The sequence below is a fragment of the Limnothrix sp. FACHB-1083 genome, assembly GCF_014696485.1.
Classification (GTDB): Bacteria; Cyanobacteriota; Cyanobacteriia; order CACIAM-69d; family CACIAM-69d; genus CACIAM-69d.
In genome coordinates this window covers 347105-364975 of the sequence record NZ_JACJQD010000002.1, presented here as the reverse complement: position 1 = coordinate 364975, position 17871 = coordinate 347105, and the positions used below count along the sequence as shown (strand labels likewise).

Here is a 17871-nt window from a genome sequence, read left to right as displayed (position 1 = left end):
GGGTGATCTAGGAATTGGGTAGTTCGGCACGATCGCGATCGGTCACACGCCAACTGAGTTTAGTATTTAGCCAAAAGTTCCAGAAGGTGACTAAGCCGATCGCGATTAGGTTCGCTAAATAACGATATTGACCCGCAAAAATTACATTAAAAAAGAGATTCAAAATTAGGACGTTCAGAATCAGCCCCATTAAGCAAATCAAATTGAATTTCAGGAACCGTTCGAGGCGACGACGAAAACCGGTTTGCCGTTGGGATAAGTCCCGAAATGTCCAGCGATCGTTCCACCAAAAATTATTCAAAATCGCTACTTCCGCCGCGATAATTTTGCTGCGGGTAAGACCCCAAGCCAAGGTACTGGGATCGCTGAGGGCGTAGAGCACCGCCATATCTACGATTACTCCACTCAAGCCGACAATGCCAAACCGGATGAAGCGCTGTACCGGGAAGCGATCGAGCCGCAGCCGCAACAGATGGGCGAAATAGTCGATCGCGTGGTACCAAGTCACTTTGGTTTCGCCCGATTGCCGTTCGCGAAATTCGTAGGGGAGGGTTTTGACGCGCCCAAAGTCACCTTTTGCTAATACTTCAATCAGGATTTTGTAGCCCAAGGGATTCAGGATTTTTTGGGCGATCGCGCTGCGTTTCAACACAAAATAGCCGCTCAGGGGATCGGACACGCGCCCCACCACATCCGGCAACAAAGTCAGCCCCAAAATCTGCGCGCCCCGAGAGGTGAGCCGCCGCCACAGGCTCCAATCACTGATGCCACCGCCGGGATCATTGCGACTGGCGGCCACCAAATCGGCTCCGGCCAAAATTTGCGCCACCATCTCCGGTAACAGTTGCTCATCGTGCTGGCCATCGCCATCGATTACGCCTAAAATTTCGCCCTTAGCCACCTGCCAACCGCGAATCACGGCAGTGGCTAATCCCCGTTCATAGTGACGACAAAGCACCCGCAATTGGGGAAATTCGGCGGTTAATTCCTGGGCAATTTTCCAGGTGCGATCAGTGCTGTTGTCATCCACCACAATAATTTCGTAATCATGGGGCAGCACGGGATCTAAAACTGCCACGAGCGATCGCACCAAGGCTTCAATATTCTCGGCTTCTTCGTAGGTGGGAATTACTAAGGAAAACCGCAGCGATCGCGCCATGACCGTCAGCTTGCCGCCCCGAGGCGATAAGTCAGAAAACTGGGCGATCGCCTGATCTAAATTGAGGGGTTGCTGAAGATGATCCGCATGGCGAATTTCGATTTGAAACTCCGCCGTGGTTGGTTCCCCCCAGGTGGATTGATGTAACAGCAAATCCGGTAGCGGATCGATGCACAATTCACCCGTGGGAACTGCTTCCATGGATCGCAAAGTGGGTCGCACAGTCGGCATAAACCCCGTCATTAGGACTCAGCAACCTTGGCTACAAGCCGAGGCTGAAAATCGAGGGTCTTGACCAAGAATGCCAACTTATCGCTAGCTTCTTCCACGATCTTGGTAGTGGGTTTCCCGGCTCCGTGTCCCGCTTTCGTTTCAATCCGAATCAGGGTCGGTGCATCGCCACCTTGAGCCGCTTGCAGGGCCGCCGTGAACTTGAAACTATGAGCAGGAACCACGCGATCGTCCCGCTCGGCTGTGGTGATGAGGGTGGCGGGATAGGCTGTGCCCGATCGCAAATTATGCAGCGGTGAATAGGCATAAAGAGCCTGAAATTCCGCTTCATTTTCCGGCGATCCATAGTCAGAACACCAGGCCCAACCGATCGTAAATTGCGGGAAGCGCAGCATATCCATCACCCCCACCGCTGGCAGGGCCGCCCCAAACAAATCCGGTCGCTGAATCAAGCAAGCGCCCACCAACAAACCGCCATTACTGCCACCGGAAATCGCTAGCCGTTGGGGCTTGGTATATTGATTCGCAATCAACCATTCAGCGGCAGCAATAAAGTCATCAAAGACATTTTGCTTTTGCAGTTTTGTGCCCGCTTCATGCCAAGCTTCGCCATATTCCCCGCCGCCCCGCAGATTAGCCACGGCGTAGATGCCGCCCATTTCCATCCACACCAAATTGGAGACGGAAAACACGGGAGTTAGGGACACGTTAAACCCGCCATAGCCATACAGAATCGTGGGGTGATCACCAGTCAGCTCTAAGCCTTTTTTGTGGCTAATAAATAGCGGGATTTTCGTGCCATCTTTGCTGTGATAAAACACCTGGCGTGTTTCGTAATCTTCCGGGTTAAACGCTACCGTTGGCTCACGGAAAAGCTGACTGGTTTGGCTGGCAAAGTCGTAGCGATAAATGCGCGTGGGGGTGGTGTAGCTGGTGAAGCTGTAGAAGGTTTCCCGATCGCCCCGTTTGCCTTGGAATCCCCCGATCGAACCGAGACCCGGCAACTCAATTCCAAACTGGAATTGCCCTTGCAAATTAAAGAACTGCACCACCGATCGCGCGTCCTGCAAATATTCCACCACAAACCCATCATTCAGAGTGGACACCGCATCCAGCTTGTGGATTGATTCAGGAATCACTTCTTGGATCGTCGATTGCCAATCGGTGCTGGTCGCGTCGAGGTCGATCGCCACCACCCGACCCATGGGAGCTTGCCAGTTGGTTTCAAACCAGCCGATCGCCCCGTCGTTATCAATAAATCCAAAGCTGCCGACCCAATCGCCCACCAATTCCCGCACAGGGGAATCCGGTTGCCGCAGATCTTTCACAAACAACAAATTCTTGGATTCAGTTCCCTTCCAAACGGAAATCAACAGATAGGAACCGTCATCGCTGACCGTGCCGCCAAAGCCCCATTCCGGCTGATCGGGTCGCTCATAGACCAGTCGATCGGCGGCTTGCTCAGTGCCCAGTTCGTGATAGTAAAGCTTCTGGAAATAGTTGGTTTCTTGGAACTGGTTCTCGGCGTTGGGTTCATCGTAGCGACTATAGAAAAAGCCGCGATTATCCGGTGTCCAAGAAGCTCTCGAAAACTTCACCCAATCCAAGCGATCGGGCAAATCTTCCCCGGTTTCCACCGATCGCACGCGCCAGGTTTGCCAATCGGAACCCGCCGCGGACAAGCCATAGGCCATCAGCGAGCCATCTTGGGTGAAAGCAATCCCCGACAGGGCTACCGTGCCATCGTCCGAAAGTCGATTTGGGTCGAGCAAAATGCGCGGTTCCCCATCCAGGCGATCGAGCGTATAGAGAACACTTTGATTTTGTAGGCCGTCGTTTTTGTAATAGAAATAGCGATCGCCCCGCTTCCAGGGCACGCTCAATTTTTCATAGTCCCAAAGTTGCAGCATCCGGTCATAAATGGGCGATCGCGCCGGAATTTGCGCCAAATAATCAAAGGTCAATTGATTTTGGGCGGCAATCCAATCGGCCGTTTCGGTCGCGTTGGCATCTTCTAACCAGCGGTAGGGATCCGGCACGGAAACGCCGTGGTAGATGTCCACTTGGTCAACGGCGTGGCTGTCGGGATAGGTAAGACGATCGGCCATGGGATGCTGCAAAAAATTCATGTCCGGGGTCTATTGTACGGGCGCGGGCCCGACTGTAGCGCTATTCTGAGGAAGCTTTGGGGCCCCCTTGCCAAACATCAACCGATTTTTTTGCCCCTTTTAGACGCTGCATCCACGTTGATCGCCCCTATGAAAATCGCCACTTGGAACGTTAATTCTGTTCGATCACGCCTCGATCATGTCACCAGTTGGTTGCAGGAAAATCCCGTCGATTTTCTGTGTTTACAAGAAACTAAGGTGATTGATAGCGACTTTCCCCGATCGGCTTTTACGGATTTGGGCTATTACCTGGAAATTTCGGGACAAAAGAGCTACAACGGCGTGGCGATCGCCAGTCGGCAACCGGTGGATCACTGCGCGATCGGGTTTGGCGCGGTTTTGGATGCGGAATTGGTCGGCGATTTAGACGATCAAAAACGGGTGATTATGGTTCGATCGGGCGACCTGATTTTGGTCGATCTTTATGTGCCCAATGGTTCCGAAATTGGCAGTGAAAAATATGCCTACAAACTGCGTTGGTTGGCACTACTCAAAACCTATTTGACGGAATTATTAGCCCAGTATCCTCAGGTTTGTGTTTGCGGTGATTTTAATATTGCCTATGAAGATCGCGATATTCATAATCCCAAGAACCGCGAAACCCACATCATGGCCTCCGATGATGAGCGGGCAGCCCTGAAAACTAGCGTTTTAGACTTAGGCTTTCAGGATGCTTTTCGGTTGTTTTGTGATGAAGGCGATCGCTTCAGTTGGTGGGACTATCGATCGAGTGGTTTCCAACGCAATCGCGGCTGGCGCATTGACCATCTTTATTTGTCGCCAGCCTTGATTCCCGCTGCCCGCAGTTGCGAGATTGATATTGAGCCGCGCAAACTCGAAAAGCCCAGCGACCACACGCCAGTGGTGTTGGATTTAGCGATCGATTAACCGATCCTTGGGTCGATCGTGCTGTGCGGTCATGCTGACCGATCGTCCAACCGTCCCCCATTGCCCAGAGAACCGCCAAGCCCGGACTCAACCGGCCGTCAGCGTTGCGCGTTAGTATTTTGGAAGTATGACTGCTGTTTGCGCAGCAGCGCCCTGAATTTTCTGAATCTGCCGATGACTCCCAAGATCGAGGCCGTTCAAGCGCCCTACTACGGCGATACCGCGTACCGGACTCCCCCGCCAGACCTTCCCTCCCTGTTGCTCAAGGAGCGGATCGTTTACTTGGGAATGCCCCTCGTACCTGCCGTCACCGAGCTGATTATTGCCGAGCTGTTGTATTTGCAATACGACGATCCCGAAAAGCCAATTCGGATCTATATCAACTCCTTCGGTAATCTCGGGTTCGAGACGGATGCCTTTGCCATCTGCGACACGATGCGCTACATCAAGCCGCCGGTTCATACGATTTGCCTGGGCTTGGCGGCGGGCACATCGGCCATGTTGTTGGCAGCAGGCACGAAGGGCTGTCGGGCCAGTTTGCCCAACTCCAAGATTGTGCTGCAACAACCCCAAGGCGGCGCACGCGGTCAGGCCACGGACATTCAAATCCAGGCGGAAGAGGTGCTGCGCAACAAGCGGGTGATGCTGGATATTTTGTCGGAATGCACCGGGCAAACCACTGACAAGCTCACCAAAGACATGAATCGCCGGTTCTATATGACTCCGGCCGAAGCGAAGGAATACGGGATCATTGACACGATCCTAGAATCATCGGAGGGGCTGCCTAAGCCGGTGGTGAATTCGGTGGGGTTGGGCTAGGTTGCCCGATCGCCCTGATGACGCTCCCAATCCATCCAACCACCCACTAGTCAGCCATTTGAAGAAGGAGTCTCGATCCTATGCCGATTGGCATTCCCCAAGTTCCCTATCGTCTGCCGGGTAGCCAATACACCCAGTGGATCAGCATCTATAACCGCCTGTACCAGGAGCGGATCATCTTCTTGGGCAAAGAGGTGGACGACGAAATCGCCAACGAAATTGTGGCGGTGATGCTCTACCTCGACTCGGAAGACAACAGCAAGGACATCGTGCTGTACATCAACTCGCCGGGTGGTTCGGTAACGGCGGGGATGGCGATTTATGACACGATGCAACACATCAAGTCCGACGTGGTGACGGTCTGTGTGGGCTTGGCGGCCTCGATGGGGGCCTTCCTGCTGGCGGCGGGGGCCAAGGGCAAGCGGTTGGCCCTGCCCCACGCCCGGATCATGATTCACCAGCCGAGTATGGGCGGGTTCCGCGGCCAAGCCACGGATATCGACATTGAGGCCAAGGAAATCCTGAAAACCCGCAGCCAGTTGGATGAAATCCTGGCGCTGCGGACGGGCCAAAGCCTGGAGAAGGTGAAGAAGGATACGGAGCGGGATTATTGGCTGTCGGCGGAGGAGTCGAAGGAGTACGGCCTGATCGATCGGGTGATTGAATCCCGCGATTAGGGGCCGGAGTGCCGGTCGCGCAGCCTTCCGGTAGCCAAGCATCCCAGCAGACAAGGGGCTGAAGCCCCTTGTCCCGTCACATTAGGGGTTACCACGGGGCGATCGATTCTGAAAGGGGTCGATCGCCCTTAATCTTTGGGGGGTGGCCTGGCGTGACAAACAAGGGCGATCGGTTATTTTGAAAAGGGTTTGGGGCAATCTTGAGGATTTTGGGTGAGGAACTGAGGTGGCTATGGCCTTGACGGTGCGGGACTGCTATCGACTGCTGGAACTGCCGCCGGGTGCTCCGGTGGCAGACATCAAGCGGGCTTATCGGCGGCTGGCCCGGCGCTACCATCCCGATTCGGGCCATCGATCGGCTTCGGCAGAAACCTTTGCGGCGTTGGCCCAGGCCTACCGGGCCCTGATGGAGCGATCGGGGCGGCCCAGTGCGACGGTTCCTTGGTCTGGGTCGTCGTCGGCTGCGGTTGCTGCGCCGTCCCCGCCGCCGCCCGCTGCCCGATCGCCCCAGTCACCACCCCCACCGGCTGCGGCCGCGCCGCCGCCTCAGGAACCCGCCCCAGCACCGAACTCAGCAACTCGCCCAGTAACGAATCAAGCGCCTGGCCCAGCGCCGAATCCAGCAACTAACCCAGGGCCCAGCCCAGCAGCGGCGCAGTCTAATCGCTACCAATCAACTGCGCGATCGACCGTGCGATCGACTGCGAAACCTCAGGTGCAGGTGAATCCCTCCCTGTCGCCCTTTGAGCAAGAGTTGAAGGAAAATGCGTTCCGTCGGCTTCAGGAGCTGTTCCAGGGGGGCCGATTCCCCAGCGCGATCGCCCTGGCGGAGGGGTTGGCCCAACGGCTCGATCGGGACGAAGAGGTGAAACAGTGGTTGGCGATCGCCTATCACCGTTGGGGCCGGGAATTAATTAATCGAGGCCAGGGCAGCCGCGCCGAAACCTATCTGAAAAAAGCCCTCAACACCGACCCCCGCAATCGTCAGTTGTGGCTATTGGTCGATCACGAGTTGCAGCGGCTGAGTTTGCGATCGGGCTGAGGGGCCAAAAAATCTTAATCAGGCTTCATCGTTGGGCGATCGGCCAGCTTTTATCATGGGTCAATCATAAAAGACCTGTTTTTTAGAGCCTTATGATTGCCGCAGTTCCCAACCCCACCGCCTCCGCGCCCACCGTTAGCGATCGCCACCGCCTGCAAACCAGCCAACTGAACGTGCCGCCGCGTCTGCTATTGGGGCCGGGCCCCTCGAATGCTCACCCCCGGGTGCTCCAGGCGATCGGGATGCGGCAAGTGGGCCACCTCGACCCGTGCTTCATTGAGCTGATGAACGAGGTGCAAGAACTGCTGCGTTACGCCTGGCAAACGGATAACAGCCTGACGATTCCGGTCAGTGGCACGGGCAGCGCCGCCATGGAAGCCACCCTGGCCAACTTGGTGGAGCCGGGTGATGTGGTGTTGGTGGGGGTAAATGGCTATTTTGGCCATCGGATGAGCGACATGGCCAGCCGCTACGGCGCGGAAGTGCGGCAAATTCACCGACCCTGGGGCGAGGCATTCTCGTTACCGGAGTTGCGCGCCGCCTTGGAAGCCCACCGGCCGGCAATCCTTGGTTTAGTCCATGCGGAAACCTCCACCGGGGCCCGGCAACCCCTCGAGGGCGTGAGCGATCTCTGCCGGGAATTTGACTGCCTGCTGTTGGTGGATACGGTCACGAGCTTGGGTGGTGTGCCGCTGTTTTTGGATGCTTGGGGTGTGGATGCGGCCTACAGCGGCAGCCAAAAGTGTCTGAGCTGCCCGCCGGGGATTTCGCCCTTCACCCTGGGCGATCGGGCCTTGGCCAAGCTGCGGGCCCGCAAAACCCCTGTGGCCAACTGGTATTTGGATATGGCGCTGGTGGGCAAATATTGGGGGAGCGATCGCACCTACCACCACACCGCCCCGATCAACATGAACTACGCCATCCGGGAAGCCCTGCGCCTGGTGGCCGAAGAGGGCCTCGAAGCTCGCTGGCAGCGCCATGCGGACAATGCACGGTTGTTGTGGGATGGGCTGGCAACCATGGGCCTGAAATGCCAGGTAGCCGAAGAGATTCGCCTGCCGTCGCTCACCACCGTTTGCGTACCCGAGGGGGTGGATGCCAAGGCCGTGGCTCGCCGCCTGCTAGAGGACTACAACATCGAAATCGGTGGCGGCCTGGGTGAGTTGGCCGGCAAGGTTTGGCGAGTGGGGCTGATGGGCTTTAACAGTCGGCCCGAAACGGTGCTGACCCTGCTGAAGGCCCTGGAGCAAGTGCTGAATCGCTAGTTCCGCTTCAGCCCCCGTGGAAGCGGGCCAACATGAACCGCGCCACGGTGAAATAGGTCAAGACCCCCAACATGTCTACTGCTGTGGTGATGAAGGGCGCTGACATCAAAGCTGGGTCAAAGCCCAGGCTCTGGAACAAAAAGGGCAAGACCGATCCCGCCGTGGCCGCCAAGGTGGAAATGGCCATCAGGCTTACGCCCACGGAAATGGCGACGGCGGGCGGATATTGAAACAGCATAGCCCCCACGCAAACCATTGTTCCTAGCATCATCCCCAGCAGGGCCCCGGCTACAGCTTCCCGGCGAATGACCCGCAGGGGCCCCGATCGAATCTGGTCAATGTTCAGTCCCCGAATCACCACGGTGGAAGACTGGGCCCCCACGTTCCCGCCCGTCCCAATCAACAGCGGGATGAAGGAAGCTAAGGACACCACCTGTTTCAGGATGTCGTCCTGGCCGCGAATGATGGCCCCGGTGACCGCATTGGTGACCAACAACACCAACAACCAAACCACCCGCCGCTGGGCCACGGTTACCAGGTTGGTTTGGAAATAGTCATCATCACCGGCTTGCACACCGCCCAAGGCGTAGATGTCTTTGGTGGCTTCTTCTTCCAAAATGTCGATCACGTCGTCTACGGTGACGATGCCCACCAAACGCTTTTCCCGATCGACCACGGGCACGGCCAAAAAGTCGTAGCGCTGGATAATGCGGGCTACTTCCTCTTGGTCTTCATCGGTGGTGACGCTGACCACATCCCGGGTCACCAGCTCGCTCACCAACTGTTGTGGATGGGAGGTGACGATATCCCGCAGGGAAACAATGCCCGTCAGGCAGCGGGTGTTATCGGTTACATAAAGGTAATAGATGGTTTCTGTGGTGTCCGCGAGGCGGCGAATCCGAGCCAGGGCATCATCAACGGTCATTTCCTCTTTCAGGGAAATGTATTTGGGGGTCATGATTCGGCCGGCGGTGCTGGCTTCATAACCTAACAGCAGGGCGGTGGCTTCCCGTTCCGCATGGCTCAGTTGGTCAACAATCCGCCGCACCAGTTTGGCGGGCAACTCATCAAAGAGCTTGGCCCGATCGTCCGGCGACATTTTATCGACAATATCCAAGACTTCTTGGCGCTTGAAGTCTTCAATCAACAGTTGTTGAACGTTGGATTCTAGGTGTTCATAAACTTCCGCCGCATCGTCCTTGGGCAAGAGCCGAAAGGCTAGGGCCTGCATGGTTTCGGGTAACCCCTCGATCGCCTCGGCAATGTCAGGGGCCTTGACGGGAACCAACAGCGCCTTGGCACCGGTCAGGTTGTTTTGATCCAAGAGGACTCGCAATTGTTCACGCACGAGGTCGCGGAGTTCCCGCCGAGAAATCCCCTGAGCCGAATTCATGTCTAGCTCTTGCTCAGTGGCCATGCTCGATCCTCCTCATCGGTCGTCTTGCTTGGAATTAAGTTGCGTTACGGCATGGTGGGGCGATAACGATGATCGACGGCCCGGGCTGGGCCTGCCAAACTAGCCATTAGTTTAAGGGGTTTGGCAACGGAAGTTGCTGAAAGTCCCGTTTTGCAGATGATCGGTGAATTGGGGCGTGGCCCTCCGGATCTCGGGCATTGGTCAAGGCCGCCGCCTGCTGAATGGGCTGGCGGTTGTTGGACTGAGTTTGGCCTTGAGCTGGCCTTAGGTGGGTTGCCCAATTAGGTGGGTTGCCAAATTTGGATGGTGTGATCGCCACTGCCGCTGGCCAAGGTCAACCCATCGGGGGCGATCGCCACCGCATTGACCCACCAATCATGGCCCTTCATTACCTGTAATAGTTCCTGGTCGGCCAGGTTCCAGCAATAGACCTTGCGATCTTCCCCGCCCGCAATCAGCAGGCCCGTATGGGGCGCAACGGCCAGGGCAAAGACGGCTTCGGTGCTGTCGCGGAAAATGTGCTGGGGCTTGTCGTTGCTGGGTTGACCGGCTTGCAGGGGCCAGAGCTTGATGGTTTTGTCTTCGCCAGCGCTGATTAGCCATTGGCCGTTGGGGGTGGCTTGCAGGGCGCAAATTCGACCCAGGTGTTGTTGCAGGCTGTGGAGCCGATCGCCCGATCGGGCATCCCAAAAGCCAATTAGCCCATCGCTGCATCCGCCAATCAGCACCTGGCCATCGTGGCTCCAGGCCAGGGCGGGAATCGGTCGGCTGTGGGCGCGCCAACTGTGGAGCAGTTCGCCGCTGCGCCAGTTCCACAACACCAAGCGCCCATCGTCGCCACTGCTGGCCAGGGTTTGACCATCGGGTGAGAGGGCGATCGCGCTGACCCAATCTTGGTGATGTTTGAGGCAATGGCGTGCAGGGCCGCCGGTGATCGGCCAAACCCGCACGGTACGATCGCTGCTGGCAGAAATTAGGCTGTCCCCATCGGGGCTAAAGAGCAGGGCCGTGATCCGCCCATCATGGCCATCCCAGGCGGCTTGCAAGCTGGCCGTGGCCCACTGCCAAAGGCGAATTTGGCGATCGCCCCCGGCGCTGGCCAGCCATTGCCCATTGGGACTAAAGGCCAGGGCACAGATCCGATCGCTGTGGGCCGCGATCGTGACGGTGGGTCGCCACTTGTAGTGCCCGAGATCCCGGGTGACCGGGGGGCTGGGTGCGGCTGCGGGGGCTGCGTCGCCTTCCGTCAGGGCGGTGATCACGGCTTCGGCGCTGGGGTAACGCTCGCTGACGCGATCGCTCAGTAGTCGATCGAGCACTTGCCCCAGGCGCGGATCAACCGATCGCCCCTGTTCCTGCAAGCGATCGCTCCATACCCACCGACCCGCCAAAGGATCAAACAACTCCTCCGGTGCATGGCCCGTGAGCGCAAACAAACTCGTCGCCGCCAAGCTGTAAAGATCGCTGGCCGGGTAGGCATGGCCACTCCGCAATTGTTCCAAGGGCGCATAGCCCTCCGTGCCCACCCGGGTTCCCCCCCGGGTCACCGTTTCACCCGTCAGTTGCTTGGCCACGCCAAAGTCAATCAACACGGGCTTTTCGCCCGACTCCGGCAGCACAATGTTGTCCGGCTTAATGTCCCGGTGAATCACATTGCGTCCATGGACAAACTGCAACACTGGCAGCAAATCCAACAGGAGCGATCGCACCGCCGCCTCGCTCCAGGGGCCCACGCGGGCCACCCGCTGGGCCAACGTGTCCCCCGCAATGAATTGCTGCACCAAGTAGAGCCGGCCCCCTTCCGCAAAATAGGCGTAGAGGGCGGGAATTTGGGGATGTTCGCCCAATTCCGCTAACCGTTGGGCCTCTTCGGCAAAGAGCTGCTCGTATTTGTCGTAGCTGCTGTCTTGGGCGATCGTGCCGGTGAGAGAGTCCGTCGCCAATAAACCGCGGCTGATGGAACCCCCGGCGATCGAGTGAATTGGGTTGCCGCCCTGGGGCGAAAACTGTTTGATGATGCAAGGTTGCTGGAGTCGATCGAGGTCAATGGCCAAATAACTGCGGCCAAATCCCCCTTGCCCCACCGGCCGCACCGGTTGATAGCGATTGCGCAACTGTGCCACCAAGGCTGCCCCGCAGGATTGGCAAAATTGGGCATCATCCCGATTCATCGGTTGATGACAGTGCGGATTTAAGCAGCAAACCATACCGCACAGGGCAGCAATCACCCTTTGATTGAGTTGCTTCCATGTTAAGCCAAGGATCCAAGCCTCAACAGCCTAAATGGGGACAATTGGCGCAGTTGCGGCCCACGGCCACCGCCACTCCCTAGGCCAAAGGCAACCGAATCACCACTTCCAGACCCCCACTGGGGCGATCGAGCAAATCCAACTGCCCCCCATGGCGGGAAGTGATGATGTGATGGGTCGCCGTGAGGCCCGTTTCCTTGACCCGGTGGCGATCGAGTTGGAAATTTTCCAAAATTTGCTGGCGCTGAATAGCCGTCAACCCTGGGCCATTATCCGCGATCGACACCACCGCCCAGGAATGAGCCGTCGCATCCTGTTCCACCCAAGTGTTGATTTCGATGTAGGGCTGTTCCGCCGCGCTCAGGGTCACCGCCTTGAGTTGGGCCCGCGTTCCCCGCTCCAACAGCACATCCACCGCATTCACCAGCACCGCCATCAATGCTCGATCGATCTGACTGCCATAGCAACAAACCGGCGGCAACGAACCGTAATTGCGCACAAACTCAATCTGCACCGACAAGCGGCTTTGCAGCAGCAGCACAATGCTATTCAGCCGTTGGTGCAAATCCGTTGGATGCGGATACACATCATCGAGATGGCAAAAATTTTGCAAACTGCTGACAATCGCCTTCAGCCGTTCCGCCCCATTGCGCAAACTACTGAGCAACAGCGGCAAATCATCCCGCAAAAAGTCAAAATCCACCGACTCTTCCAAGTTGGTAATCGTCCAGGGGATTGGTTGCTTAGACTGTTCTGCCCAATCTCGGTAGGCATCCACCAACTGCACCAACTGTTCCCCGTAAGATCCCAGATGGGTCAGGTTGCCCCAAATGAACCCCACCGGATCCAGAATTTGGTGTGCCACCCCATCCACCAACCGCCCCAGGCTGGCCAACTTGTCGTTTTGAATCGCCTGGAGCTGCATTCGTTCATAGCGAGCCTGGGTTTCAATGCCGCGAATTTGCCAATCCGCCACAATCAAAGCGCGCGTGTCCAGCAGCCGAGGGCCTTCGGCACATTGCACGACGATCGGATCCGTCAACAGCCCGATCGTGCGGCTCACGGCCCGTTTCATGGCCTGGACGATCGGTAACTCCACCGGCAAAGTTAGGCAATCTCGCTCCAAATAGCCCCATAGGGCCTGCAGCGGCTGCTCCAAAATGGCTGCCCCCGAAGGCCGAATGGCAAATTCCAATAATTGCTGACGGGTAATCACCCCCTCCAGCCGGCCGCGATCGATCACAATCGCCCCAGGAACCCGGGGATAACGGGCCAGCCAGCTCGCCAGCGCGAATCCCGAAACCGCCACATCCACCAGGCAGTCATAGCTTGGTAAATCCGCCAGGGTTGCCTCCAGCCCCAAGGACGAACTGGCCGGCTCATGCAACACCGGGGGGCATAGGCTCTTGTCACTCATCAGCAAAAACGGGTCTCAAGCTCCGTCCTGTGGGGCCGGCTGTTGTGGGGCCTGCGTTAATGGTTGTTCGGGCTAAGCCAGGATTCCCGTTGATGGTTGATGAACCCCACTGGGGGCGTTTCAACCGGGAATACCAGGTTTCAGCTTATCCCGAACTTTAGTTTCCAAACAGTCCCAGGCCGGTACAGTCCTCGTCTGGTGCTGTCCCAGTCCCGTCCCGTCCCAGCCCGGCACAACTCCAGCCCGGCCGAGCCTAAACGACCGTCAACTTAGCATTGGGGTGGCAACCACAGGGATCGTCGCTATCGACCCATTTCAAACCCAACTGCGCCATCGCCTGCATCACCGGTTCCACCTCCTGACCCTTGGCCGTCAAAGCATATTCCACGTGGGGCGGCACCTCGGGATAAACCCGCCGCACAATTAAGCCGTGGCGTTCCAGACCCCGCAGCCGTTGAGTGAGCGTTTTGCTGCTAATGCCGGGTAACAGCATCATCAGCTCACTGGGCCGCCGTGGTTGATCGCGCAGCAGCCGCAAAATCAAGATCGACCATTTATGACCGATCGCTTCCAAAACCACCTGGATTGGGCAAGCACTATCGGTGCAGGTTTGCTCAGCCGTCATCAACCCCTGTTGTTTACCCATGGTTGTGCCTCCTAAAACACACTGGGAATGATTGATTTCCCCCTCCCAGTTCCACCCTTTGTGGATCCTCAAACATGAGGAATTGAGAAATGAATGAGAGTTTTGAGATCGCCGGTCTAGACGTTGACTGGGTGCTGTGACTGCCCATTGATGGGCAGTGCCAGATGCGCAGGGCGATCGCCCCTTGGGCCTGTTCCAAGCCAGCCCTATAACCGGTCATTCCCACCGGTTGCAGCGCGCGGGCCTGAGCCAGCGGGGCAACTAGTGAGTCAGCGGCGTACTAGCCGTAACACCGCCCATGACCTGGCCGTAGACACATCATCGTTAACGCACGATCGTTCAAGGCACGATAGCCCATGCTTAATCCATCGTCGGCAGTGGTTGCTATTACCACCATGACGATTGGATAAGATAACCATCTACTCATCATACGCACTGAATTACGTCATCCCAAGCCAAAAATTGCGATAACACAGCTCCTGTGCATGGTTTTGGGAATTGGGGGCTGATGGTGTCCACAGTGAAGGCTGACCAGAAGCAGCAACCCAAGAACTGACTGACTGGATTGAAATCACCGCCGAGTTAAGGGATTTCAGCGGTTAAAAATTGATAGAAATCCAATCGACAGTCATGGAAACTTAAAGTCTCTGAACTAAAAGTCAGGAAACTTCAAACTTTCTCAGGGAGTTCTCAAGGACTCAAAGACGTTTCGGATATTTTTATTTTCCTTTAGATTGCCCTCAATCGTCAAATCAGATTGAATTCTTTACTTTCGGATTCCAAGAATCAACTTGGAAATGACCTTGCCTAAATCATGTCCTTTGAGGAACGATTGAAGTATCTCCTCCTATAAAGGTCAAGTTCAGCAAATTCCAAAATAGTCGGCAAATGATCGGACTATTTTGTCAATGGGTTCACAAACTCTCTTAACACGATCATTCGATCGAGTCATCCGGTGGATCCCTGTGGCGGCTCCTCAGATTTTGATCGATTCCCTCATTTCATTCAAGATTACGAACTGTTAAGGTCTGAGATCCCCATTATTGTTGCATAGGCTTGACCAAGATTGACTTCAAAAGATTGATTTCAACGGAGTGCCATCGTTTCGCATCATCTGACCATTTCTGACCATTAATGTCGGGTTTTGATCGTTAACTTGCCTCAAACCGTGAATTTCGATAAGCGGTGATGCAGATTTTTTGCTGCAATGCTGCTGAAGGATAAGGGTCATTGGGCTGGCTCTGCGAGCGGTCAGAGGGAAAATTAACCGAATTTTAGCGAGGGTTGGATGGCAACCATCGCCTCTGGTCGTTGTTGGCTAAAGAGGGGATCAATCAAGGGATTCCTGACAATAATTGCCGATTGCAGATGCCGTTCTTGAAGGTTGTTCAAGAAGGTTGTTCAAGGTTGTTCTGAGGTCTTTGGTTATGACACATGCCACGTCAGTGCCTCATGCCCGCCCTGCGGCCGATCGCGATCGGGCGTTAGTGCTTTGGTTCGATCAAGTGGGCATTGCCGATTTGCCCTTGGTTGGCGGTAAGAATGCCTCTTTGGGGGAAATGATTCGTCAGTTGACCGCGAAGGGCGTGCGTGTTCCGAACGGATTTGCCACCACGGCATTTGCCTACCGGTCGTTTATTCAAGAATCGGGGTTAGAAGCCAAGCTGCGGGACATTTTTGCCACCTTAGATGTGGATAATGGCGAAAGTTTGCGGCGGTGTGGTCAAAAGGCTCGGAATTTGATTTTGCACGCGGAATTTCCGATGAATTTGCAAGAGGAAATCACCCGGGCTTACCAGGCGCTCTGTTCGCAATACGGGGCGGATGTGGATGTGGCGGTGCGATCGAGCGCCACGGCGGAAGATTTGCCCGATGCCAGCTTTGCGGGGCAACAGGAAACCTATCTGAACGTCCATGGCATGGCGGCGGTGTTGGAAGCCTGTAAGCGCTGTTTTGCGTCGATTTTCACCGATCGCGCCATTTCCTACCGCCAAATTAAGGGCTTTGACCACTTTGAAGTGGCCCTGTCCGTGGGGGTGCAAAAGATGGTGCGCTCCGACATGGACAGCTCGGGCGTGATTTTCACCCTGGACACGGAAACCGGCTTCCGGGATGTGGTGCTGGTGACGGCGGCCTATGGTTTGGGCGAAAACGTGGTGCAAGGGGCGGTGAACCCCGATGAATACGTGGTCTTTAAGCCCACCTTGGCCCAGGGCAAGCGGCCCATTCTGAGTAAGCGGCTGGGCACGAAAGAGATCAAGATGATCTACGCGCCGGGCAGCACCAAACCCACCAAAAATGTGCCGGTGGCCGTGGCCGATCGCAACCGCTATGCGATCGGGGACGATGACATTGTGCAACTGGCCCGCTGGGCGGTGATCATTGAGGATCACTATTCCGAAGTGCGTGGCGTGCCGACTCCGATGGACATCGAGTGGGCCAAAGATGGGCAAACGGGCGATTTGTTTATTGTGCAAGCCCGCCCGGAAACGGTGCAGTCCCAACGCAGCGGGAATGTGCTGCAAAACTACGTGATTACGCTGCCGCCCGAACAACGGCCACCGGTGGTGATTACCGGTCGCAGCGTCGGTGAAAAGGTGGGCCGCGGTCGAGCAAGGGTGATTTTGGACGTGCATCGCATTGACGAGTTCGAGGCGGGTGAAGTGCTGGTGACCAACCGCACGGATCCGGACTGGGAACCAATCATGAAGAAGGCCAGCGCGATCGTCACCAACCAAGGCGGGCGCACCTGTCACGCGGCGATCATTGCCCGCGAAATGGGCATCCCGGCGATCGTAGGGGCCGGCAACGCCACCAGTGCCGTGGAAACGGGCCAAATGCTCACGGTGTCCTGTTGTGAAGGGGATGAAGGCAAGGTCTATGCCGGAGAAGTGCCCTTTGAGATTAAGGAAACTCGCCTGGATAATTTGCCCCGACCCAAGACCCAGATCTTGATGAACGTGGGCAACCCGGAAGAGGCGTTCAGTCTGGCCTCGTTGCCCTGTGATGGGGTGGGTTTGGCCCGGTTGGAGTTCATTATTGCCAACCACATCCAAGTACACCCGATGGCGCTGATCCAGTACGACAAGCTGGAGGATAAGTCGGTGCGTAAGCAGGTGGGCGAGTTGACGCACCTGTATAAGACCAATCGTCCGCAATACTATGTGGAGAAGCTGGCCCAAGGGGTGGGCACGATCGCGGCGGCCTTCTATCCCAAGCCGGTGATTGTGCGGATGTCGGATTTCAAGACCAATGAATATGCCAACCTGCTGGGTGGGCGGCAGTTTGAACCAGTCGAAGAAAACCCGATGATTGGCTGGCGCGGCGCATCTCGCTACTACGATCCGAAATTCCGGGCCGCCTTCGCGTTGGAATGCCAGGCCCTGAAGCGGGTGCGGGACGACATGGGCTTAACCAATGTGATTCCGATGATTCCGTTCTGCCGCACACCGGAAGAGGGAATGCGGGTGTTGGAGGTGATGGCGGAAAACGGCCTGAAACGGGGCGAAAACGGCTTGCAGGTCTATGTGATGTGCGAGCTGCCGAGCAACGTGATCGCGGGCGATGCCTTCAGCGAGGTGTTTGATGGGTTCTCGATCGGCTCCAATGACCTGACGCAACTCACGTTGGGTCTCGATCGCGATTCCGCATTGGTGGCGCACCTGTTCGATGAACGCTGCACGGCGGTGAAACGGATGGTGAGCATGGCGATTAAGACCGCCAAGGCCAACGGCCGCAAAATTGGGATTTGTGGTCAAGCGCCCAGTGACTACCCCGAATTTGCCCAATTCCTGGTGCAGGAGGGGATTGACTCCATCAGCTTGAACCCGGATTCGGTCTTGAAGACGCTGCTGGCGATCGCGGACATTGAAACGGAAACCGCGCAATAGCCC

12 protein-coding genes are annotated in these 17871 nt (G+C 56.5%); 6 read left to right on the top strand and 6 right to left on the bottom strand.

The features are described from left to right. Positions 1-7: 7 nt before the first annotated feature. Together H6F46_RS03565 and H6F46_RS03560 are read right to left on the bottom strand one after the other, a co-directional pair. Positions 8-1159, bottom strand: coding sequence for a glycosyltransferase (locus H6F46_RS03565; protein WP_190353680.1), 1152 nt, complete (start codon positions 1157-1159; stop codon positions 8-10). 242 nt (positions 1160-1401) lie between these two features. Further along, positions 1402-3498, bottom strand: a complete 2097-nt coding sequence (locus tag H6F46_RS03560) for a prolyl oligopeptidase family protein (RefSeq protein ID WP_190353570.1) — start codon at positions 3496-3498, stop codon at positions 1402-1404. Positions 3499-3648: 150 nt separating this feature from the next. Here H6F46_RS03560 and xth point away from each other — a divergent pair, with 150 nt between their 5' ends. The 5 genes from xth to H6F46_RS03535 all read left to right on the top strand — a co-directional run bounded on the left by xth (position 3649) and on the right by H6F46_RS03535 (position 8249). Further along, positions 3649-4446, top strand: a complete 798-nt coding sequence (gene xth / locus H6F46_RS03555) for an exodeoxyribonuclease III (RefSeq protein ID WP_190353569.1) — start codon at positions 3649-3651, stop codon at positions 4444-4446. Positions 4447-4614: 168 nt separating this feature from the next. Next, positions 4615-5265, top strand: a complete 651-nt coding sequence (locus tag H6F46_RS03550; RefSeq protein ID WP_099533894.1) for an ATP-dependent Clp protease proteolytic subunit — start codon at positions 4615-4617, stop codon at positions 5263-5265. Positions 5266-5345: 80 nt separating this feature from the next. Next, a complete protein-coding gene (locus H6F46_RS03545) occupies positions 5346-5942 on the top strand; it encodes an ATP-dependent Clp protease proteolytic subunit (protein ID WP_190353568.1) in 597 nt (198 codons plus the stop codon). Between the two features lie 232 nt (positions 5943-6174). Continuing rightward, on the top strand, positions 6175-6984 hold the full coding sequence (locus tag H6F46_RS03540) for a J domain-containing protein (protein WP_199291385.1): 810 nt from the start codon (positions 6175-6177) through the stop codon (positions 6982-6984). Between the two features lie 92 nt (positions 6985-7076). After that, entirely contained in the window at positions 7077-8249 is a 1173-nt protein-coding gene (locus tag H6F46_RS03535; protein ID WP_190353566.1) for an alanine--glyoxylate aminotransferase family protein, read from the top strand. A gap of 7 nt (positions 8250-8256) precedes the next feature. Here H6F46_RS03535 and mgtE read toward each other — a convergent pair whose 3' ends face one another. The 4 genes from mgtE to H6F46_RS03515 form a co-directional block, all read right to left on the bottom strand. Further along, on the bottom strand, positions 8257-9666 hold the full coding sequence (gene mgtE, locus H6F46_RS03530) for a magnesium transporter (RefSeq protein WP_242027757.1): 1410 nt from the start codon (positions 9664-9666) through the stop codon (positions 8257-8259). Between the two features lie 281 nt (positions 9667-9947). Continuing rightward, a complete protein-coding gene (locus H6F46_RS03525) occupies positions 9948-11873 on the bottom strand; it encodes a WD40 repeat domain-containing serine/threonine-protein kinase (protein WP_347278277.1) in 1926 nt (641 codons plus the stop codon). Between the two features lie 121 nt (positions 11874-11994). Next, positions 11995-13332 carry a sensor histidine kinase gene (locus H6F46_RS03520; protein WP_190353564.1) on the bottom strand — a complete coding sequence of 446 codons (1338 nt, stop codon included), beginning with the start codon at positions 13330-13332 and terminating at the stop codon, positions 11995-11997. A 253-nt stretch (positions 13333-13585) separates the two neighbouring features. Continuing rightward, complete coding sequence (locus tag H6F46_RS03515) at positions 13586-13978, bottom strand: helix-turn-helix domain-containing protein (protein ID WP_234406874.1); 393 nt, start codon at positions 13976-13978, stop codon at positions 13586-13588. A gap of 1427 nt (positions 13979-15405) precedes the next feature. Between H6F46_RS03515 and ppsA the strand changes: the two genes are divergently transcribed. Continuing rightward, the gene (gene ppsA / locus H6F46_RS03510) at positions 15406-17868 is read left to right on the top strand and encodes a phosphoenolpyruvate synthase (RefSeq protein ID WP_190353563.1); all 2463 of its coding nucleotides are present in this window, start codon (positions 15406-15408) and stop codon (positions 17866-17868) included. Positions 17869-17871: the final 3 nt, after the last annotated feature.